General features: G+C 69.6%; 16 protein-coding genes. 7 read left to right on the top strand and 9 right to left on the bottom strand.

Annotated features, from left to right (window positions below; genetic code table 11):
• The first annotated feature begins 107 nt into the window (after window positions 1–107).
• Complete coding sequence (locus WME73_RS27845; protein ID WP_437739421.1) at window positions 108–1,262, top strand: FHA domain-containing protein; 1,155 nt, start codon at window positions 108–110, stop codon at window positions 1,260–1,262.
• A gap of 13 nt (window positions 1,263–1,275) precedes the next feature.
• Here WME73_RS27845 and WME73_RS27840 read toward each other — a convergent pair whose 3' ends face one another.
• Both WME73_RS27840 and WME73_RS27835 read right to left on the bottom strand, forming a co-directional pair.
• Window positions 1,276–2,340 carry a hypothetical protein gene (locus WME73_RS27840; RefSeq protein ID WP_437911500.1) on the bottom strand — a complete coding sequence of 355 codons (1,065 nt, stop codon included), beginning with the start codon at window positions 2,338–2,340 and terminating at the stop codon, window positions 1,276–1,278.
• A gap of 104 nt (window positions 2,341–2,444) precedes the next feature.
• Window positions 2,445–3,155: a hypothetical protein gene (locus WME73_RS27835; protein WP_437739419.1), complete on the bottom strand. Its 711-nt coding sequence runs from the start codon at window positions 3,153–3,155 to the stop codon at window positions 2,445–2,447.
• 146 nt (window positions 3,156–3,301) lie between these two features.
• Between WME73_RS27835 and WME73_RS27830 the strand changes: the two genes are divergently transcribed.
• The gene (locus WME73_RS27830; protein WP_437911499.1) at window positions 3,302–4,009 is read left to right on the top strand and encodes a hypothetical protein; all 708 of its coding nucleotides are present in this window, start codon (window positions 3,302–3,304) and stop codon (window positions 4,007–4,009) included.
• Window positions 4,010–4,068: 59 nt separating this feature from the next.
• Here WME73_RS27830 and tssG read toward each other — a convergent pair whose 3' ends face one another.
• From tssG to WME73_RS27805, 5 genes are all read right to left on the bottom strand, one after another.
• The gene (gene tssG / locus WME73_RS27825) at window positions 4,069–5,202 is read right to left on the bottom strand and encodes a type VI secretion system baseplate subunit TssG (protein WP_437739418.1); all 1,134 of its coding nucleotides are present in this window, start codon (window positions 5,200–5,202) and stop codon (window positions 4,069–4,071) included.
• Complete coding sequence (gene tssF, locus WME73_RS27820; protein WP_437541438.1) at window positions 5,166–6,935, bottom strand: type VI secretion system baseplate subunit TssF; 1,770 nt, start codon at window positions 6,933–6,935, stop codon at window positions 5,166–5,168. Before tssF ends, tssG begins: the two co-directional genes overlap by 37 nt.
• Before the next feature lie 73 nt (window positions 6,936–7,008).
• A complete protein-coding gene (gene tssE / locus WME73_RS27815) occupies window positions 7,009–7,428 on the bottom strand; it encodes a type VI secretion system baseplate subunit TssE (protein WP_437739417.1) in 420 nt (139 codons plus the stop codon).
• 46 nt (window positions 7,429–7,474) lie between these two features.
• Window positions 7,475–7,960 (bottom strand): type VI secretion system tube protein TssD, encoded by a 486-nt coding sequence (gene tssD, locus WME73_RS27810; protein WP_437739416.1) that lies wholly within the window; start codon window positions 7,958–7,960, stop codon window positions 7,475–7,477.
• A gap of 135 nt (window positions 7,961–8,095) precedes the next feature.
• The gene (locus WME73_RS27805; RefSeq protein ID WP_437292882.1) at window positions 8,096–8,608 is read right to left on the bottom strand and encodes an Hcp family type VI secretion system effector; all 513 of its coding nucleotides are present in this window, start codon (window positions 8,606–8,608) and stop codon (window positions 8,096–8,098) included.
• Window positions 8,609–9,125: 517 nt separating this feature from the next.
• Here WME73_RS27805 and WME73_RS27800 point away from each other — a divergent pair.
• A complete protein-coding gene (locus WME73_RS27800) occupies window positions 9,126–10,043 on the top strand; it encodes a hypothetical protein (RefSeq protein WP_437739415.1) in 918 nt (305 codons plus the stop codon).
• A 262-nt stretch (window positions 10,044–10,305) separates the two neighbouring features.
• On the opposite strand, the gene WME73_RS27795 is transcribed toward WME73_RS27800, so the two are convergent.
• On the bottom strand, window positions 10,306–10,998 hold the full coding sequence (locus WME73_RS27795; RefSeq protein ID WP_437541430.1) for a hypothetical protein: 693 nt from the start codon (window positions 10,996–10,998) through the stop codon (window positions 10,306–10,308).
• Window positions 10,999–11,088: 90 nt separating this feature from the next.
• Complete coding sequence (locus tag WME73_RS27790) at window positions 11,089–12,381, bottom strand: type VI secretion system-associated FHA domain protein (RefSeq protein ID WP_437739414.1); 1,293 nt, start codon at window positions 12,379–12,381, stop codon at window positions 11,089–11,091.
• Between the two features lie 225 nt (window positions 12,382–12,606).
• Between WME73_RS27790 and WME73_RS27785 the strand changes: the two genes are divergently transcribed.
• The 4 genes from WME73_RS27785 (at window position 12,607) to tssK (ending at window position 19,626) form a co-directional block, all read left to right on the top strand.
• The gene (locus WME73_RS27785) at window positions 12,607–14,481 is read left to right on the top strand and encodes a transglycosylase SLT domain-containing protein (RefSeq protein WP_437911498.1); all 1,875 of its coding nucleotides are present in this window, start codon (window positions 12,607–12,609) and stop codon (window positions 14,479–14,481) included.
• Window positions 14,482–14,517: 36 nt separating this feature from the next.
• Window positions 14,518–17,217 carry a type VI secretion system ATPase TssH gene (gene tssH, locus WME73_RS27780; RefSeq protein ID WP_437911497.1) on the top strand — a complete coding sequence of 900 codons (2,700 nt, stop codon included), beginning with the start codon at window positions 14,518–14,520 and terminating at the stop codon, window positions 17,215–17,217.
• Between the two features lie 116 nt (window positions 17,218–17,333).
• Complete coding sequence (gene tssJ, locus WME73_RS27775; protein ID WP_437739411.1) at window positions 17,334–18,092, top strand: type VI secretion system lipoprotein TssJ; 759 nt, start codon at window positions 17,334–17,336, stop codon at window positions 18,090–18,092.
• A 172-nt stretch (window positions 18,093–18,264) separates the two neighbouring features.
• A complete protein-coding gene (gene tssK / locus WME73_RS27770; protein ID WP_437739410.1) occupies window positions 18,265–19,626 on the top strand; it encodes a type VI secretion system baseplate subunit TssK in 1,362 nt (453 codons plus the stop codon).
• Window positions 19,627–19,653 lie beyond the last annotated feature (27 nt).

The following is a 19,653-nucleotide window of genomic DNA, read 5'->3' as shown; positions in this document are numbered from 1 at the left end:
GGCATCGCGTCGCCCGCGCAGCGCGCGCCGAGCTGCGCGGCGTGCTCGCGCCTGCGGGCGGCTTTCGCCTCGACGGATGTCAAGCGAATCGGTAGCCTCGAGATCGCATGAGGCCGTGTCCGAACTGCGCGTGGATGCTCAAGGAGACCGACGCTGCCTGCTCGATGTGCGGTACGAGCGTGGCGGGCGCAGCGCCTGGAGCCTCCGTTCCGGTCGCGCCTCCGCCGGTGCAGGCGGGGGCTGGCGCCTATGCTCCGCCTGGCCCGCCGGGCTATCCAGGGCAGCCAGCCGTCTCGGGTTATGGCGGCGCGGCGTCGCCAGGCTACGCGGCGGGGGGCGCGCAGGGCGCCTATCCGCCTCCTCCTCAGGCCTACGGGGTCGGGGGAGGCGGGCTCTCGGTGCCGGCATCGCCGGGCGGAAGCGTCCCCTTCTCGACGGGCGGGGAAGCTCCCTTCCCGGTCTCACCCTGGGCCCGAGCGGCACCTTCTGCGGGGCTCACGTCGCAGCCGGCGTCTCCTCCGATGAACGCGCCGGGCGTCCCGCCGGTCCAGCCGGCGCTCGGGGCACCGGGGCCAGGCATGGTGCCTGGCGCGTCAATGGGTGGCGCGATGGGGCAGCCGCCCGTGGCGCCGGCGCCGGTCTTCGGCGCGCCTCCGCAGATGGTTGCGCCCCCGCCGATGGTCGTGCCGACGGGGGCGCCGGGGCTGGTCGCGCCGCCGATGGTGCAGGGGGGGGCGGTCGCACCTCCGCCGATGGTGCAGGGGGGCTTGGTCGCGCCGCCGCCGATGGTGCAGGGAGGCGCAGTCGCGCCGCCGCCGATGATGCAGGGCGGGGTGCCGATGGCCGCTCAGGCCAGGGCGCCTGCGATCGTCGCGCCGCCGATCGTCCAGGGGGCGGTCTCGGGCGCGGTGCCGCAGGTGTCGGCGCAGCCTGCGCGTGTCCTCGTCGGCTTCATCGTGACGTTCCAGAACGATCCTGGAGGCAGCTTCTGGCCGATATACAGCGGCCGGACGCAGGTGGGGCGCGCCGGGGCGGACGCCGCGACGGAGATCGGGCTCGCGGATGCGAGCGCCTCCTCACGGCACGCGTCGATCCACGCGGATCCGACGACGGGTCAGGTCTTCATCGAGGATGACGGCTCGCGCAACGGCACCTTCGTCAACGAGCAGCGCCTCGGACAGGGCGAGCGCCGGCAGCTGCGCGACAACGACCGGCTGCGCCTCGGGAGCACGACGTTCGTGGTGAAGGTGCTGGTCGCCTGAGCGGAGAGCGAGGCTACTGGCCGCCGGCGCCGCCCGAGCCGCCCGAGCCGCCCGAGCCGCCAGCGCCTCCTCCGCCTCCGGCGGCGGCGCTTGCGCTGCTGCTGGCAGCTGCCTGGCATTTGAGGAAGCCGCTGCTGTCGGTTCTGCACGTCTCGGTCGCGCAGTCGCTGTCCAGAGCACAGGACTGGCTTTCCTCACACCGCTTCGTGCAGAGCGTGCCCCCGCAATCGATGTCGGTCTCCAAGCCGTCCTTCTCGCCGTCGAAGCAGAGCGGCGCCGGAGCCGGGATACGGCAGTTGAAGTACTCGACCACGACAGGCGGTTGCTCCACCCGCGTTTTTCCCTTCTCGAACTCCACTATCGAGCTGCTCTGCGGATAGTGAATGTTGAGCTTGACGGAGCCCGCGTAATCGCCTGTCATCGTGGGGTCGGCATCAGGCGGGGGCTGGTTGCCCGCGCTCGCCTCGAGCACGGCCCGAGGCTGCAGCTGGTCTTGTCCTTCCGTCGCGCACTCCTGGATGTCGACACGATTGAAGTGGTGCGATGACCCGTTCGTGCAGCTCACGTCGAGGGTGCTCCTGCCCTCCGGAGTCGCGAGGGTTATCGTTTTGCCGATCTTGATAGTGCTATCGGTGCCGGCGTCCGTGCACTCCGCCACGCCACCATCTATCTCGTCCGCGGTGCAGGGCACTTGGACGGTCACGGAGTAGCTGAACTCTCCTGAGAACGTGACAGAGCCGCACTCCGCTGCCGTCCGATCGAGGCGCTTGAAGGCCATTGTCTTCGGGGGGAATGCTGCGATATCGAGAGGGGGATCGAAGACGATCTGGCCACCTTCATCGAGGAAGCAGACATCAAGCTTGTCGCGGCTCGCAAAGGCGCCGCTTGGTCCGTTTCCTGCGCCCGGCGTCCAGCACCCAGCCGCGGTTTCAGATTGGAACGCGTGGTAGCAGCTGTCGGGATCGTTGAGGAACGCGCAGATGTTCTCGAACTCCTCGCTGCAGCCGGGCACGGAGACGGCTGCGGTCACGGCGAGGATCGGAGCGACGGCGGCGGCGAGCAAGACGTAACGGCGCATGGGCGCAGTCTACGCGTTCTCCCCGAGCGTGGGCCAGCTTCGCAGAGGTCTGTCGGCGGCGCGCCGGCGGCGTGCGCCTCCGCCCCGCGCGCCGCCAGCTCCCCTCACAGCTCGGCGTAAGGCCCGGGGACGACGTACGCGTCGTCGTTGGCCGCGTACGTGAAGACCCCCCAGCAGACGAGCTTGTACTTGATGGCGAACGCCATCGCCTCCCTCAGATTCGCCTTCGGCGCGAGCACGGCGAGGTTCGAGCGACGGACGCCCCACCAGCCCGGCCCGTGCTGCAGCACCGCGTCGTGGAGATCCTGCGTCGCGTGCTTGGAGTCCTCGAGCACCGCAAGGCGCAGCCGGACGAACGACTTGTCGCGCGCGGGGAAGTCGAACCAGTACAGGTTCGACCTCGCCAGCTTCGGGGTGATGCTCCCGGCGCCCTGCGCCGCGAGGAAGCGGCTGAGATCCTCGGGCGAGAGCTTCTGTGTGACCGGGTGCGTGTCGACGCCGCTGCACGTCTCGGGGCCGATCTTGAACTCGCCCAGCGCGAGCGGCGCCTCGGGGCCGTTCTCGGGAGTCAAGAGGTACCGATCGATCGCGGGCAGATCGTCCGGGTACTCCACGCCGGCGTCGATGCCGCTGCACGCCGGGGCCCCCAGCGCAAGCGCGAAGGCTGCCGCGAGCGCGGGGCGTCGGGGCGCGCGGCGGCCAGGCGCCGGACGCTCGTGGCCCTGGCTCGTGCTGGTGGAGGGGGGGCTCGGCGCGCTCGCCGCCGGTGCTCCGGCGGGCTCGCCCTTGCGACTCGGTTTGCTTTCGTTGGACATGTCTCTCTCGCGGCACGGGGTACCGCCTCGATCGGCGGGCGCAGCGCTGCCCGGGCCGGGCAATCATTCAATGCCGGGCACCCCGAGGGCAAACTCCTCGGCGAACATTTGGCTGGCGCGCCCTCGCTGGCCTAGAGTTCCCCCCGATGAGGCACCTCGGAATGCCGATGCTCGCGCACGTCCCCGCCTTCCGCGCCCGCCGTCCGCTCGCCGCCGGAGCGGGGCGCGCGGGCGTGGCCTGCGCCGCCGTGGCCGCGATCGCGCTGCTCGCCGGCTGCGGCGGCTCCCCGACCGCCCCCAAGCAGGACGACGTCTTCTACCTCCACGGCGCGGCCGGCTCCCTGAGCAAGGACTCGAGCTTCGAGGTGTACTTCCCGCCGCTCGACGCGCCGGCGACGGACCGGGTGCCGCGCAGGATCGGCGTGGGCCTCATGAACGGCGACGTCCGCATGAGCCGCCCGATGGACTGGAACGTCGGCGGCGCCGACTACACCCCCGAGCGCCGCTTCATCACGTACCAGTCCCCGCGGCAGTTCCTGTTCTCGATCTACGAGCGCATCGACAGCCCAGAGGATCCGTGGCCCGACGTGCTCAAGCGCTACGAGGCGGATCTCGAGGAGCAGGGCGCGGAGATCATCTCCGGCCGCGCGCCCGTGGCCACGGCGAACACGCAGGGGCGCAGCTACCTCGTCAAGGCGAAGATCCCGTCGAAGCCCATCTCGGATGCCTTCGCCCACGAGATCCTGCTCCGGAGCCCCCGCCGCATCCTGCTCGTGCAGATCGTGCACCACGAGAACGTCGACGCGAACGCCGACGAGATCTCGGCCGCGCTGCAGAGCCTCACCGTTTACTGAGCGCAGGGCGAGTCCACGGCGCGAGCGCCGCCGCGCCTCCAGGCGGCCCGCGGCCTGGGTCACATCGGCGGGGGCTCGCCGCGATCGTCGTCGTCCTCGTCGTCGCCGCCCGCGAGGTGCTTGTCGTCGAGGGGGATCGTGATCACGAGCCGCTCCGCCGCAGAGCCGCCGATCCACGCGGTGCGCTTGAGCGTCGCGGCGCGCGGCGAGCCGAGCTGGAACCGCGGCGCCTCCTCCGTGTCCACGTGGATCTCGAGCATCACGTCGTGGATGCCCGGCGTGAACGTCTCGATGACGCCGCGGACCAGATCTTGCCGTCGACCTCCGGGCAAGAAGGAGAGGTACTCGTCGTAGCCCACCGGGCCGAGCACGACCTTGTAGCGGCCGGAGCCGTCGAACACGTAGCGCCCCAGGGTCAGGCTCTCGCCCAGCTGATGGTTCATCACGCCGAGCTTGTTCCTGAACGGCTTCTCGATCTTCGTCCAGTGACCGACGAACTGCTCGATCTTCACGTCGATGTTGCCGAGCATCTCGGACAGCACCGTCTCCAGGTTCCTCGCCGAGCGCGACTTCGAGGCGAGGACCGACGCGTAGCGGAGGAAGAAGAAGCGATCGAGCGGCGTCTCGTAGCCGCGGAAGCCGTCGACGCCGACCGCGCAGAGCATCCGGCGCGAGAAGGGATCGGCGCCCTGCTTGCGGTACGTGACGGGCAGGCGGTACTTCGTCCACGCGCGGTAGAGCAGCGACAGGAGCCGGTGGTGGAAGACGTCGAGGAGCTCGCGGATCGGCTGCGGGCCGCCCTGGTAGTCGGCCTGCGCGATCTGCTCGATGAAGTACGCCGGCAGCGGCGACACCGAGCCGTACAGGGCGAGGAACGTGGTCGAGACGCGGGCGCGCTCCACGCCGTCAGCGGCCTTGACCGGCGCGAGCTCGCTCACGTCGCTCGAGGCGAAGATGAGCGAGGGGTCGCCGCGCAGCCGGATGCGCTCGTCCTGCACCGGCCCGAGCTGGCCTACCGGCGGCGCGGCAGGGAAGAGCCGCTCGAGCAGGTAGATGAGGCGGTAGTACGAGAAGCGTGGCGCGGTATCCGCGAAGCGCCGGAGCGTCTCCAGCGCGACGGGGTCGGCGCTCGCGGCGCCTCTCGGCGCAGCCGGCTTCAGATCAGCGTCAGGCTGCCGCTCTTCGGGTCCCATTTGTGCACCACGCGTGTATTCGTGCCGGTGACCGTCAGCTGCGTGAACGAGTTCAGCGAGACGTAGGACCCGAGCATCTCGTTCAGGATGCTCGCGAACAGGTACATCTCCCCCTCGCCGACGAACCCGCCCTCGTCGAGCTCGATGTCGACCGCGACGCCGCGCACCGGCGCCCCTCGGTACAGCCGATCCGTCGGCCGCACCCGGATCGCCTTGATCGCGGCCAGGCGGAGCTGGTTCGCGCGCGCCGCCTGACGATCGACGATCGCCTGGAAATTGTAGAGATCGACCGTCGCCCGGAGCACCTCGAGCTCGGTGATCGAGCGGTAGCTCATCGCCATGTGGGCCAGCACGCGCCACTGCAGCTCGCGCCCGAGCGGCGGCGGGAGCGGCGCTGTGACGCCGGTGAGGTTGGTGAAGCTCGCCACGGCGGGTGAGGTCGCCGTCGGCACCCTGAGGTCGCCGAGCTTCAGCTGCGCCGGCAGGCGGCGGTTCGTGCTCGTCGCCTCGATGCTGATCACGTCGAACTCGGGGAGGGCCCCCGCGTCCTGCGGGGAGCCGAACGAGAGGTACATGTCGATGCCGTCGCCGATGGCGGCCGGGCGGAGGTGCGCCTGGTAGAAGATCGTCCGCGCGGCGGCCTCGGGATCGAGCTCGTGCTGGAAGCTGAAGAACGAGGGGATCTCGACGCGCTGGCTCGTGCGCCGGGCGATGCCGACGACCTTGTCGATGCTGTGGATCTCGAAGGCCGCGGGCGCCGCGCCCGCCGGGCGGCAGAGGTACTCGTGCTTCGTGGCCTCGGGCTTGATCGGATCGCTCGTGTGCTCGAACAGGTTCACGACCGGCGAGCAGAACAGCCGGATGTTCTCCTTGCCGATCCGCGTCCCCGGCGGGAGCCCGTCCCTGAACTGCAGCAGGATCGCGAACCGGTCGGAGATCCGCTCCGCCGAGAGCGCCTGGAGGCCGGTCACCTCGAAGAACGCGAACTTCTGCGGGAGCGTGAAGAACTCCTGCAGGAGCCGGAATCCCGGGTAGACCGTCTTCGGGTACGGGATCAGCGACTCTTCATCGGAGAAGCCGGTGAGCCGCACGGCGCGCGCCGGGAGCGACGCGATCGTCGTGTCGCGCCCCGCGGCGTCCACCGCGGCGAGCGCGACGGTGTCGACGTGCGCCCCGACCCAGAGGCGGAGGTCGTCCTGCAGCCTGCGCTCGCCGTGGATGTAGAAGCGCAGCGAGGAGAGCGACAGGCCCGACAGCGCGGCGCCGCCGGTCAGGCGGAGCTCGATGCGGAGCGTCTGCGCGAGCTGCGCGCCCGTGTCGACGCGCACGTCCTCCACCGCGAGCGGGACGAGCTCGACGTCCTGGGTCGTGCGGAACCGGCACGAGACGCCGTCGACCGGCACCGACCCGACCTCCGCGTGCCGAGCGACGACGAGCTTCTCGCGCACCACGTTCGGGAGCGGCGTGAACTCGATGATCGAGGTCGCCGGTATCTGGCGGAGGTAGTGCGGAAAGAGCAGCGACGCGACCGAGTGGATCACCTCGGGGAGCTCGTCGTCGAGCTTCTGGCGGATCTTGCCGGTCAGGAACGCGACGCCCTCGAGCAGGCGCTCGACGTCGGGGTCCCCGCCTTTCTCCGCGAGCATGGGCGCGATCCCGGGGTAGGCGGCGGCGAACTCGCGCCCCAGATCCCTCAGGTAGGTGAGCTCGTCCTGGTAGTATTTGTTGAACATCCTCTCGCCACCGCCAGTCGACCGCCGGGGCCGAAAGCTGTCAACCGCCGTGAGCCAGGCCGCCGGGCGGGGGCTACGTCATCCGGACGTTGCCGCTCTGGTCCACTGCAGCGCCGAGCCGGAGCGCCTGCCGCCGGCCATCGGGAAAGTGGATCTGCGCGGTGATCTCGAACTCGAGGACCATCGACTGGATGGTGTCGGTGCGCAGGTGCCGGACCTGCACGTTCTTCAGCCGCGGCTCGTAGGTCTGGATGCAGTTCTTGAGCGAGCGTTGCACCAGGCCGATCGCCTCGGGGAACTCATGCAGGACCTCCGAGACCTCCATGAGGCCGTAGTCCGGGCAGGTCAGCGAGCTCCCCTGGCGGGTGTTCAGCATGTGCCCGAGGTGCGTCAGGATGGCCGACTCGAGGTCGTGATCCCGGTAGGTGTGCCGCTCCGTCGAGTGCGGGTCGGCCGCGTGCGCGATTCGGGTGAGGAGGGAGGCGCCGGCCACAGCGGGATCGTAGCTCAGCTCGCGCCTCGAGCGGAAGCCCGCCCGCTCAGCGCGGGGTGAGCCAGTCGTCTTCCGCGGAGACGCCCCCGTCGTTCCAGGTCCAGACGACCTTCTGGTACGTGAACGCGACCTCCTCCTGCTCGGGCAGGCGCGATTGCCCCGGGTTCCTCACGTTGAGCATGTGGAACTGGATGCTCGAGATGTTCGCGTTCGTGAGCTGGACCGTGAAGACAGGCCTCTCGACGCCGATCGCGATCGACCTGTAGAACTGGAGCTCCCAGCGGGGGATGCTCTCGTTGTGGCTGAGGATGCTGAGGAGGAGCGGCGTGGACCGATCGAGGTCCTTCGTGACGATAAAGGGCTTGTGCATCCGCTTGCCCGTCGGGCGCCCGGTGACCGGGTCGCGCGGCCCCACCAGCGAGTGGAACACCTCGGTGACGAGGATGCTACCTTCTCGCCCCTTCTGGGTGACGGAGCCCCTGATTTCCCCTTGTCTTTCGCCGACGAGTCTGAGGTAGGCGCTGAGGGGCATGCCAACATTCTGAGCTTGCTGCGCGTGATGGCCATGCCTGATTTTGAGGAACCCTGATGCCCCAACGTCAGGACGACAAACGCAACCGGGCGACCCGAAGGTCGCCCGGTGCGACGAGACCTCAGCAGCTAGGTACTACCCCTGCGGCGTCTCCCAGTCATCGTCCGCCTGACGCGCGCCGTCGCCGTCATCGAACGACCACTCGATCTTCTGGTACGTGAAGGAGACCCGCTCGTACTCCGGCCGATCCTTGGCGCCGTCCCCGCCGCGCGTGTTGTCCATGTGGAAGTCGATGCTCGCGACCGTCGCGTTCGTGAGCTTGACCGTGTAGTGGTTCTGCTCCTTGCCGACGTTCTTCGACGCCGCGGTGCCCGGCGTGTAGAACTTGAGCGTCCACTCCGAGATGCTCTCGTTGTTGACCAAGGCGTTGTAAAGAAGGGGGGTTGCCTTGTCGAGCTCCTTCGTGATCACGAAGGGCTTGTGCTGGCGCTTGCCGCTGGGCAGCCCGGTCGCCGGGTCACGCGGGCTCACGACCTGATGCTGCACCGAGATGACAGCGATCGACTTCTCGCGACCCTTCTGGGTGACCGAGCCATCGATCGGGCCCTGGGTAACGCCCTTCAAAACGAGGTGAGCTTGCAACGCCATGATCAAATGCCTCTTCCTTCAAGAACTCGCCGCCTGGGCTCAGTCTACGCCCCATTGCGCGCTGGCAGACGGTGCGCTCCGTCGGGACTAGGAGTTCAGAGACGCAGAGATAAGACTCTTATCGTATCTCTACCCCTGTTCGTCTCAGGGAGTCCAGAAGGTAACTCCCTCTTTGGGAGCGTCAAGACTTTTGTGTCCGGGAGCGGTGCGGGTTTCTTGGCATTCGGTTCGCTTTTCGTTGGGGTTTGGTTCGCGTTTGGTTCCTGAGGGCGCGCAATATTCCGTCGCGAAGCCAGCGCTTCCATAAGAGGACGCGGGCGTGTCCATCGCGTTGCGGGCGTGTGGGGAACGTGACGACGCGCGGGGCGGCGGCGTGATCTGGCATGCGCGCGACCGCCGACACGGAGAACGAGGCGAGCTGGCCGGCCACGGCCGTTGGCCGGCCATGGCCGTTGGCCGGCCAGGGCGTTAGGTCGCGAACTCGCCTTGGCGACGCCTTGCATGATACGAAGAGCGCGTGAGCATCGTTCGCTTCGGCTCCGTCGTCGGCCTGGGGCTCGCCGCCGCCCTCGCGGGCTGCGGATCGTACCCAGAGCAGCCACACGGCGAGCTCCAGACACGCAAGCAGAATCCGATCCCGGTGTGCACGACCCAGCTGCCGCCTGCGAAGCGCGGGGCGGGCGGCAAGGCGGCCGTCCGCACCCTCGACCCAGACCAGTGGCTGAGCGTCGTCATTCCCGGCTACAGCGAGGAACGCGGGATCGGGCCGACCGACGTCGACTGTACCGGCCACTACGTGTTCGCCAACGAGACCCTGCGCGGCGGCATCTCCAAGTCCGGCTGGCCGCGCAAGATCGACCCCGACGAGGTCGAGATCCGCTCCGGGCCGGAGGGGCTTCGCGCCGTGTGGGTGCGCGTCCTCAAGTTCGAGAACGGCGACGAGGGCGGCCTCGTCGCGCTCGTGCGAGCGGCCGGCGATCGCGCTGATGTCTACGGGGTCGGCAGCTTCCGCGCGCCCGCGAAGGGGACCAAGCTGTCCCCGGTGCGCCTCGGCAACGACAACCTCGTCGTGGCCGAGACGAAGGACTGCCCTGATCCCGACGACTGCCGACAACGAGCGCACTTCTACCTTGCGCGAAGGGGGCGGCTGATCGAGGCGGCGTCCGTCGACCTGGAGCGGACGGCGGTGGTGCCCTCCGTCACCGAGCGCGGACTCTACGCCCGCTACGTGCTGCGCACCGACGTCTCCTACAAACCGAACGGCATTCAGCTGCTCGAGCAGGTGCGGGTGAAGATCGTGAAGCACGACGACGGCAACCGCGACAGCGACCGCGAGCTCCGCCGCGTCGAGTTCCAGCGATTCCTCCGGGTGGAGCGGGATACGCTCTTCTCGTCGAACGATCCGCTCTGGGAGCGCGTCGTCGGACAGGACTAGAACAGCAGCCGAGGCCGGGGGGAGGGGGAGCGCGGGGGGCAGGCGGGGGCCGCCGGACCCGCAGGACGCGCGTCTCCCCGCGCATGGCGCGGGCGAGGCGCGCGTGATCTGCTCGAACCTCGGGCTGCCCCCAGCGCTCCCCCCACGACCCCTGGCCGCTCCAGCGAGCGGAGGGAGGCTCGCCAGCGAGCGGAGGGAGGCTTGCTGGCGAGGGGAGGAGGGAGGCCTGCCGGGGAGGGGAGGAGGCGTACCGGAGAGGCGGCTACCAGCAGAACAGCGCGTTGCCGTAGCCGCAGTTCGGGCGCTGGAGCATCGCGTAGGCGGTGCCGACGGCGAGGCCGCTCAGGAAGCCGGTGACGCCGCCGATCGCGATCTGACCGGCGTTCTCGTGCGGCCGCGTGTCGCCGGGGGCGACGCCGCGGGCGATGGTGGTGACGACCGAGGCGGTGAGGGGGAAGGCCACATTGCCGATGAAGGCGCCGGCGTTGAAGCGGCCGGACGAGTAGCGGAACGTGTCGACCACGAAGATGCCCGTGCCCGCGCCCGTCGCGCCCCAGGAGGCGAAGGCGTGCGTCGACGGGCCGCCGAACGACTCGCAGCCCGAGTCGGACACCGCCGCGTTCGTCTCGTCGATCGAGCAGCCAGGGCGCGTCGACTCGAGCGCGTTTTTGATCGGCAGGTCCACGAGCAGCGTCAGCGCGGTCATCGTCATGGCGGGCGCCATGACCGAGAAATGCCAGCGCCCTTTCCAGCCGACCGTGGCCTCGGGATCGCTGTAATAGACACGCGGCATCAGGAAAACGACGGAGCTTCCCAGCACGAGGCTCACGTCCGAGACCGTGGCCCAGTTCTTATCGCGTTGGACCGTCGTCTGCGCGGCCGCCTCGCGCGGGGCGAGGAGGCACGCGGCGACGGCCAGACAACCTGCTGCTACGACTTTCTCCCTGATTCGCATGAACGACGCCTCGCGTTCGGCCGCGCCTTCGGCGAAGATCGGCGAGCCCAAGGCGCGGCTCGCCGCGCGAAGCCCCGCCGTTTTGGGGCGCTAGCGTTTGTTCGGATTCCCAGAGCCGGGGAAGCGGACGATGCTCCGGCCTCCCGACTCGCCGGACGACCCATAGTCCTCTGCGGCGGTCGCAGCGTACGCCCGAGAGAACTGCTCGCCAAATATTTCCCGAAAAGTCTCCTTGTCCTCCCCCGAATAGTCGCCGTGGCGGCGCTCGTAGAGCTTCCAGAGCTCCTCGTACTTGTTCGAGAACAGCCCGCCTTTCTTGCCCGCGCGCTCGAGCTTCTCCTCGAGCGTCTTCGGGGAGAGCTTCACGAGCAGCGACCTCACGCCCCCCATCACGCCGTTCAGGAGCGCGATCTGGTGGCTCATGACATCCACGAAGATCTCGTGGAGGTGCCGCGCGGCGTCCGGGCCCCCGACCGGCGTGAGCAGGACCGTGCCGAGCTCCTTCGCGTCCTGCGCGTTCGCGACCTTGTCCGTCTCGGCGGAGCGATCGCGCGCCAGCACCTCGGCCTCGAACTCCTGGTAGCCGTCGCGCAAGCTCACAAAGCACTTCAGGAAGACGTCCATCGTGTCGCGGAGCCGCCGCGCGAAGTTGACGATGCCCGCGACGTCGTCCGGGGGCTTCGCGCCGGGCGCGAGGGCGCCCGCCAGCTCGGAGAGCGCTGCGAACGCCGCGTTCGCGGGGGCCAGCTCGCCGAGCGTGCGGTAGTCCACGCCGTAGTACTGAGAGATCTTCTGAAAGTCCCGCTCCGCGAGCACGCTCGGGTGCTCCTCGCCGAGCCGGCGCAAGTAGCTCTGGCGCGCATCGGGCGGGAGGCGCGCGAGGTGATCCCAGATCATCCGGTAGACCGCGGCCCACGCAGTCCGGTACGCCTCCAGGTACGGGACCACCTGACGCAGGTAGGGGTCTTCACCGCCGGGAGCGGCGCGCTTCTGCGGGCTGATCAGCGCGGAGAGGTTGTCTCCGCCCGTGCCGAGCAGCGTGCCGTCGTTCGGGCTCTCGGACTTCAGCGGCGCCTCGATGATCGCGAGCCGGATCTGGATCGGGCCGATCGTGATCTCCGGCTGGCCGGTCACGTCCACCGAGGTATCGCGCGCCAGCCGGTGCCCCGCGAACATCGTCCCGTTGGTGGAGCCGAGGTCGCGCACGAAGATCCGGCGATCGCGGACGTCCACCGCCGCATGGAACTGGGAGATGTAGGGCCGGTCGATGTGAAGGTCGTTCAGCTGATTCCTGCCGATCCGGACAGGGAAGCGCTCGAACGAAACGTCGAAGCTTTGGTTGGCCTGGGTGTCGGACACGCGGGCCGAGAGCGCCGCCGGCATGGGTGCAGACTAGCAGACCCGCTCCGCCGGACGGGAGTGCCTGACGTCCATCCGCACCATGCGGCCCGCCAGTCTGCGTGCAGCCCACCCAGAGGCCACGTCGAAGCCCGAGAGGGAGAGGGCGCCGAGGCCGGCCCGCCCAGCAGCGCGCCAAGCCCGGCTCGCCCGGGCCGGCCGGTTTGTTGACCGGTTTGCCTACATGGTGCGACCTTAAACCACACACCAATGAGCCTCGTCCACAAGATCCCTCCCCTGGTCTCGGCCCTGGCGTTTGGCTACGGGGTCGGGATGGCGGCGCCCCAGTCGGCGATCACGTCGGTCCAGTCGGCGGTATCGACCTACCAGCTGGGGGCAGCGCGGGCCACGGCGCCGGTCGGGGCGCTCGCCGCGGCGCCGCCGCCGTACGCGGCGCCGGCGCGCGGGCTCGACGGCCCGGCAGCGCCGCCGGGGGGCGAGTCGCGGGAGCTGTGGCGGCTGCGCGAGGCGGCGGGGCGCGACGCGCGGGAGGGCGCCGCGTGCGAGCTCGATCGGCCGAGCTTCTCGCGGCCGCCGCGCGCGTTCTCGGCCGAAGGCAGCTACGCCGACGACGTGGACGACCTCGACTCGGCCGGCGCCGAGGCGCTCTCGAAGCTGCAGCTGCCCGACCTCCGGCTCGCCGTGTCGCGCCGCACCCTGAAGTACGTCCGCTTCTTCACGCGCACCGACCGCGGGCGGCAGATGTTCGAGACGTGGCTGAAGCGGAGCGGGCGCTACCAGGAGATGATCCAGGCCGAGCTCAGGGAACGACGGCTTCCGGAGGATCTCATCTGGGTGTCCATGATCGAGAGCGGCTTCGATCCGCGGGCGAAATCGCCGGCGGGCGCCGTCGGGCTCTGGCAGTTCATGCCCGCCACCGGCGCGGTCTACGGGCTCCAGCAGACGCGGCACCTCGACCAGCGGAAGAACCCGCGCCTCGCCACGCAGGCGGCGGCTCACCACCTGCGCGATCTTTACCTGCGCTTCGGCAGCTGGGACCTCGCGCTCGCGGCCTACAACATGGGCTACGAGCAGCTGCTCGACCGCATCGATCGCTACGGGACGTCCGACTTCAACGAGCTGGCGCGCCAGGAGGCGATCCCCTCGGAGACGGCCGCGTACGTGCCGAAGATCGGGGCGGCGGCGATCGTGGCGAACAACCTGGAGCGGTTCGGGTTCGATGAGGTCGCGGTGAGCCGGCCGATCGACGCCGCCGAGATCGCGGTGTCCCCGGGGACGCCGCTCAAGACGCTGGCGAAGGCCGCCGGCGTCGGGACCTCGACGCTGCGGAAGCTGAACCCCGACATCCTGGGGGACCGCGTGCCGCCCGGACGGGGAGACTTCCTCGTGATGCTCCCGCCGGACACGCTCGCTCGAGCGCAGGCCGCCCTGCCCGCGATGCTCTCCACGGAGCTGCTCTCCACGGACGACGCGTCGATCCTCGATCCGGTCGATCTGCTCGGCGGACGCGACTTCGCGCCGCGGAGGGGGAGCCGGGACGACGAGAGCCTGCTCTCGCTGCTCCCGAAGCCCGCGCGGAAGCGGACGGCGGAGACGGACGTGGACGACGACGACCGGCCTGCGCTCGGCAAGCGGCGCTCGATGCGCGATCCCGTGGCCACGTCCTCGCTCGACGATGGCGCGGAGGGCTCGCCCGACGACGACGCGGTCGACGTCTCGCGCGCCCCGCTGCGGACGCGCGCCGCGCGCGGGCAGTCGCGGTCCGCGCGCGAGGTGATGCTCTACCGCGTCGCGCCCGGCGATACGCTGATCGGCGTGGCGCGGCAGTTCGTCATAGACGTCGAGGACGTCGCGCGCGATAACCGTATTGAGCCGGACCAAAAGCTCCGCGTTGGCGCCCTGCTCAAGCTGCGGATACGGCCCGACATGGTGGACCGCGTCGCGGCCGGCGAGCCGCTCGCCGCGCAGGACAAGGGCGACAGCGCCCACGACGCCGCGCCGGCGCCGCGAGGCGACGCGACCCGCGGAGGGGCCAAGCCGGCCGCGCGGGAGCGCGGAGAGGCGAGCGGGGCCGAGGGCCGCGCCCCGGAGGCCGCGGAGAAGAAGCGCAAGGGGCGAGGCTGACGAGGCGCTTTCGGACGAGGGCGCGCCTCGGTTAGCATGCCGCGCATGCAGCTCGTCGACACCAAAGCCATCGTCAAGCGACTCACCAAGAACTGCACCTCTGCCCTCGAGGCGGCGATTGGCCAGTGTGTCAACGCGCGCCACTACGAGGTCACGCTCGAGCACCTGCTCCTCGCGCTGCTCGACGACGCGAACTCCGACATCGCGTTTCTCGTATCCCACTATGATCTCGACCCGTCGCACCTCCGCGCCGCGCTCCAGCGCAGCCTGGAAGAGCTGAGGAAGGGCAACGCCGGGAGGCCCGTGCTCTCGCCGACGATGCTCGAGTGGATGCAGGACGCCTATCTCGTCGGATCCATGGAGTACGGCTACCAGCGGGTCCGGAGCGGCGTGCTCTTCCAGCGCCTCGTCCAGCAGCCGACCCGGTACTCGGTGAGCAGCATCGGCGCGTATCTCGAGGGCATCTCGAAAGACGATCTCAAGAACAACCTCCCCAAGATCGTCTCCGGCTCCAAGGAGGAGGCGGAGGCCGCCGCGGCGGCGGCGGGCGCAGGCGCGGCCGGGAAGCTGCCGGCCGGGATGGCGAGCGCCGGGCCCGATTCGGCGCTGGCGAAGTTCTGCGTCGACTACACGGGGAAGGCGCGCGCGGGGCAGATCGATCCGATCTTCGGTCGCGAGCGGGAGATCCGGCAGGTCATCGATATCCTCGCGCGGCGGCGCAAGAACAACCCGATCATCGTCGGCGACGCGGGCGTCGGGAAGACGGCCCTCGTCGAGGGGCTCGCGCTGCTCATCGTCGAGAGCACGCCGGAGAACCCGAAGGTGCCGCCGCTCCTGCAGGGCGTCGACATCCTCGGGCTCGACATGGGGCTGCTCCAGGCAGGGGCCGGCGTGAAGGGCGAGTTCGAGAACCGGATGAAGCAGGTGATCGCCGAGGTGAAGGGGTCGTCGAAGCCGATCATCCTCTTCATCGACGAGGCGCACACGCTCATCGGCGCGGGCGGCCAGCAAGGCGGCGGCGACGCGGCCAACCTGCTCAAGCCGGCGCTCGCCCGCGGCGAGCTCCGGACGATCGCGGCCACGACGTGGAGCGAGTACAAGAAATACTTCGAGAAGGACGCGGCGCTGGAGCGGCGCTTCCAGCCGGTGAAGGTCGACGAGCCGAGCGAGCCGGCGGCCGTCGTCATGCTCCGGGGGCTCCGGCCGAAGTTCGAGGCGGCCCACAACGTCATCATCCAGGATGAGGCGGTGACCGCGGCCGTGCGGCTGTCGGCGCGCTACTTGACCGGCAGGCAGCTGCCGGACAAGGCGGTCGACCTGCTCGACACCTGCGCGGCCCGGGTGAAGGTCGCGCTGCAGCAGCGCCCCGCCGCGGTCGAGGACGCCGAGATCCTCATCGTGAACACCGAGACCGAGCTCAAGGCGCTCGAGCGGGATCAGGACAAGGGCGTCCACATCGATCAAGAGCGGGTCGCGGAGCTCAAGGACAAGCTCGCCAAGGCGAAGGCCGAGCTCGAGTCGGTGCGCGCCGACTACGCGAAGGAGACGGCGGGCACGCAGCGGGTCATCGACGCCCGCAAGAAGATGGACGAGGCCAAGACGAACGAGGAGCGGGACGCCGCGCGCCGCGACGTGGTGAAGGCCCTCGACGAGCTCAAGCAGAGCCAGGGCGAGGTGCCGCTGATCCGGCCGGACGTCGACGAGGCCATGGTCGCGAGCGTGGTCGCGGCGTGGACGGGCATCCCCGTCGGCAAGATGGTCCAGGACGACGTGAAGGCGCTCCTCGAGATGGAGGACCGGCTGACCCGGCGGATCAAGGGGCAGACGCACGGCATCGTGAGCATCTCGAAGGAGCTCCGGAGCGCGCGCGCGGGCCTGAAGCCGCTGAGCACGCCCCAGGGCGTGTTCCTGCTCGTGGGGCCCAGCGGCGTCGGCAAGACGGAGACCGCGCTCGGGATCGCCGACCTCATGTTCGGCGGCGAGCGGATGATGACGGTCATCAACATGTCCGAGTTCCAGGAGAAGCACACCGTCTCCCGGCTCATCGGCTCGCCCCCCGGCTACGTCGGCTACGGCGAGGGCGGCATGCTCACCGAGGCCGTGCGCCAGCGGCCCTACACGGTGGTGCTCCTCGACGAGGTCGAGAAGGCCGACCCCGACGTGATGAACCTGTTCTACCAGGTGTTCGACAAGGGCATGCTGAGCGACGGCGAGGGGCGGCTCGTCGACTTCAAGAACACGGTCATCATCCTGACGAGCAATCTCGCGACCGACAAGATCACGAACATGACGGTCGCCGCGCGGGAAGAAGACCCGTCGCGCCGCCTCGACGCGGACGGCGAGTTCATCAAGGAGATCGTCGAGTCGATCAAGCCGACGCTCTCCGCGCACTTCAAGCCGGCGCTGCTCGCGCGCATGACGACGGTGCCGTACCTGCCGATCTCGCCCGACGCGCTCGGCGAGATCACGCGGCTCAAGCTCGACGCGCTCGTCGACCGCCTGCGCAAGAGCCAGCGGATCGAGGCGTCGTACTCGGACGCGCTCGTCGAGACGATCGCGGCGCGCTGCACCGAGGTCGACACGGGGGCGCGCAACATCGACCATATCCTCCGGGCGTCGCTCCTGCCGCTGCTCTCGGTCGCCGTCCTCGAGAAGATGGCGGAGGGGCCGCTCCCCAAGTGGCTCCAGATCGGGGTCGACGCCGAAAAGAACTTCACGATCTCGTTCTCGGACTGAAACGGACTGAATCAGACCGATCGACGCCGCTCGCACACCGAAAGTTGTACTGGCCACGAGACTCCGCATAAATTGGGCGGAGCATGGTCCCGTTCGCCAAGCTCCTACAGCGTTCGATGTGGATCGGGGAGCCCCGTTCGCCCTCCCCCGCAGGGGAGGGCTCGGCGCGCCAGCCGGGGCCTCGACGTCGGCCGGCGTCGCTCCTCCGCGGGGCGGCCCCGGCGAAGGTCGCGGCGGCCATCGCCGCGGCGACCCTCGCCGCCTTCCTCGGCGCCGCGCTGCCCGCCGCGCTCTCGGGCTGCACGTCCGCCGCGCCGCCGCCCGCGGCCCCCGAGCCGTGCGACGTCCAGATCGTGACGCTCTCGATCTACGCGTCCGACAACATCAACCCCAACGAGAACGGGAACCCGCGGCCCGTGGTCGTGCGGCTCTACCAGCTGAAGAGCAGCGCGCGCATGGAGAACGCGACATACGACCAGATCCTCCTCAAGGACAAGGAGACGCTCGAGGACGACCTCGCCAAGGTCGACGAGGTCGAGGTCTTCCCGAACGACCTCGTCGAGGTGAAGTTCGAGCGCCTGCCCGACGCGAGCCACCTCGTCGGCGCCGCCCTGTTCCACAGCCCGAAGGGCAACAGCTGGAAGACCTTCTACGAGTTCCCGCTCCCGCCCGGAGAGGCGCAGTGCGGCGGCCGCGAGTCCGACGCAGGTCCGCCCGTGGCCGATCCGCGGGTCGCGTTCTTCATCGACTCGACCAAGATCGACAACGGGGTCGAGTTCGACGAGTCGATGTTCCCCAACGCGAGCGCCGTTCGCCGGCTCAGCCTGCCGAAGAAGGTGGCCGCGCCAGAGGCGCCCGCTCGCCCGGGGAAGTGATCGCCGTGGCGCGCGCAGGTCGTCCTCCCAGCGGCAGTCCACGCGACGTGACCGCGCCGCCCTCGGCGACGACGAGCGGCCCGATGCGCGCAGCGCAGCGTCGGCGCTCCCCGCGCCTGACCCGCTTTCGCGACGCCGCGCACGGCACATCTGATAAGACTGGACGGGCGACATGATTCACCCGCGCAAGCCGGTCTGGACCGAGGGGCTCTTCATGACCCCTCAGCACCTGCAGCAAACGGACGCCTACCACGAGACGCTGCTCCATGCGCGCCTCCATGCCGTCGTGGGCTACGACTGGGGCATCACGTCCGCCCAGTTCGATGAGCGCGCGCTCTCCGCCGGGCAGTTCAAGGTGGTCAAATGCCACGGCGTCTTCCCCGACGGCACGCCGTTCTTCATCGGCGATCGCGGCGAAGATCAGGTCGAGGCGCGGCCGCTCGAGGGCGCCTTCCCGGCCGCGCTGAAGACGCTCGACGTCTTCCTCGGCATCCCGAACCTGCGCGAGACCGCCGCGAACATCAGCCTGGACCCGGCGAAGGCGGGCCCCGCCCAGCGGTTCGTGGCCGCCCAGACGACGGTCCCGGACGTGAACTCCGGCCGCAACGAGCAGTCGGTCACCTGGGCCCGCACCAACCTGCGGCTCCTCTTCGGCACCGAGCCGCGCGACGCGTACCAGACCGTGCGCATCGCGCAGCTCGTCCGCGACAGCTCCGGCGCGATCGCCCTGCGGAAGAGCTTCATCCCGTCGGTCCTTCGCATCAACACGTCGGACCACATCATGTCCGGCCTCCGCCGCGTGCTCTCGGCGCTCGTCGGCAAGCAGAAGTCGCTCGTCGAGGGGCGGCGCATGCGCAACGCGGCGTCGGTCGACTTCCAGGCCTCCGACCTCACCAAGTTCTGGCTGCTCCACACCCTGAACTCGTACATCCCGATCGTGTCGCACCTCGTCGACCACGGCGGCGCGCACCCGGAGCAGTGTTATGTCGTCCTCGGCTCGCTCATCGGAGAGCTCTGCACCTTTGCGGCCACCGACAGCGATCCGACGACGATCCCCAAGTTCAACTACCTCGAGCTCGATGGCGTCCTCGACCCGATGTTCGACCGGGCCTGGAAGCTCATCAACGAGGTTGTCACGGAGCAGTTCGTCATCGTGCCGCTCGAGAAGCGCGAGGACGGCATGTACCTCGGCAGGTTCGAGGACCCGAAGCTGCCCCGCAGCCACGAGATGTTCCTCGAGGCGAAGGGCACGGACGAGGGCACGCTGCGCGAGCGGCTCCCGCGCCTGCTCAAGATCGGCTCGTGGACGCAGATCGGCCACATCCTGCACTCCGCGACGCCCGGCGTGAACGTCGCCATCGAGTACCGGCCGCCGGGCGCCATCCCGGTCAAGCCGGGGCTCGTCTACCTCCGCGTCAACCAGAACGGCGATTACTGGAACGATATCCTCGGCTCTGGCACGATCGCTATCTACCAGCCGATCGAACCGCAAAAGGTCGATCTCCGGCTGATCGCCGTGCCGGCAGGAAAGTGAACGTGTCAGGCCGCCCCTTCCGGGTGA

It is taken from the genome of Sorangium sp. So ce302 (assembly GCF_051530145.1).
GTDB lineage: Bacteria > Myxococcota_A > Polyangia > Polyangiales > Polyangiaceae > Sorangium > Sorangium cellulosum_B.
The sequence above is the reverse complement of the archived record's forward strand: the minus strand, read 5'-3'. Positions and strand labels throughout refer to the sequence as shown.

Bases quoted from the DNA above. Each gene is read 5' to 3' on its own strand.
- WME73_RS27845 (WP_437739421.1), top strand. From the start codon at position 108: ATGAGGCCGTGTCCGAACTGCGCGTGGATGCTCAAGGAGACCGACGCT.
- WME73_RS27840 (WP_437911500.1), bottom strand. From the start codon at position 2,340: ATGCGCCGTTACGTCTTGCTCGCCGCCGCCGTCGCTCCGATCCTCGCC.
- WME73_RS27835 (WP_437739419.1), bottom strand. From the start codon at position 3,155: ATGTCCAACGAAAGCAAACCGAGTCGCAAGGGCGAGCCCGCCGGAGCA.
- WME73_RS27830 (WP_437911499.1), top strand. From the start codon at position 3,302: ATGAGGCACCTCGGAATGCCGATGCTCGCGCACGTCCCCGCCTTCCGC.
- tssG (WP_437739418.1), bottom strand. From the start codon at position 5,202: ATGGGACCCGAAGAGCGGCAGCCTGACGCTGATCTGAAGCCGGCTGCG.
- tssF (WP_437541438.1), bottom strand. From the start codon at position 6,935: ATGTTCAACAAATACTACCAGGACGAGCTCACCTACCTGAGGGATCTG.
- tssD (WP_437739416.1), bottom strand. From the start codon at position 7,960: ATGCCCCTCAGCGCCTACCTCAGACTCGTCGGCGAAAGACAAGGGGAA.
- WME73_RS27805 (WP_437292882.1), bottom strand. From the start codon at position 8,608: ATGGCGTTGCAAGCTCACCTCGTTTTGAAGGGCGTTACCCAGGGCCCG.
- WME73_RS27795 (WP_437541430.1), bottom strand. From the start codon at position 10,998: ATGCGAATCAGGGAGAAAGTCGTAGCAGCAGGTTGTCTGGCCGTCGCC.
- WME73_RS27790 (WP_437739414.1), bottom strand. From the start codon at position 12,381: ATGCCGGCGGCGCTCTCGGCCCGCGTGTCCGACACCCAGGCCAACCAA.
- WME73_RS27785 (WP_437911498.1), top strand. From the start codon at position 12,607: ATGAGCCTCGTCCACAAGATCCCTCCCCTGGTCTCGGCCCTGGCGTTT.
- tssH (WP_437911497.1), top strand. From the start codon at position 14,518: ATGCCGCGCATGCAGCTCGTCGACACCAAAGCCATCGTCAAGCGACTC.
- tssJ (WP_437739411.1), top strand. From the start codon at position 17,334: ATGTGGATCGGGGAGCCCCGTTCGCCCTCCCCCGCAGGGGAGGGCTCG.
- tssK (WP_437739410.1), top strand. From the start codon at position 18,265: ATGATTCACCCGCGCAAGCCGGTCTGGACCGAGGGGCTCTTCATGACC.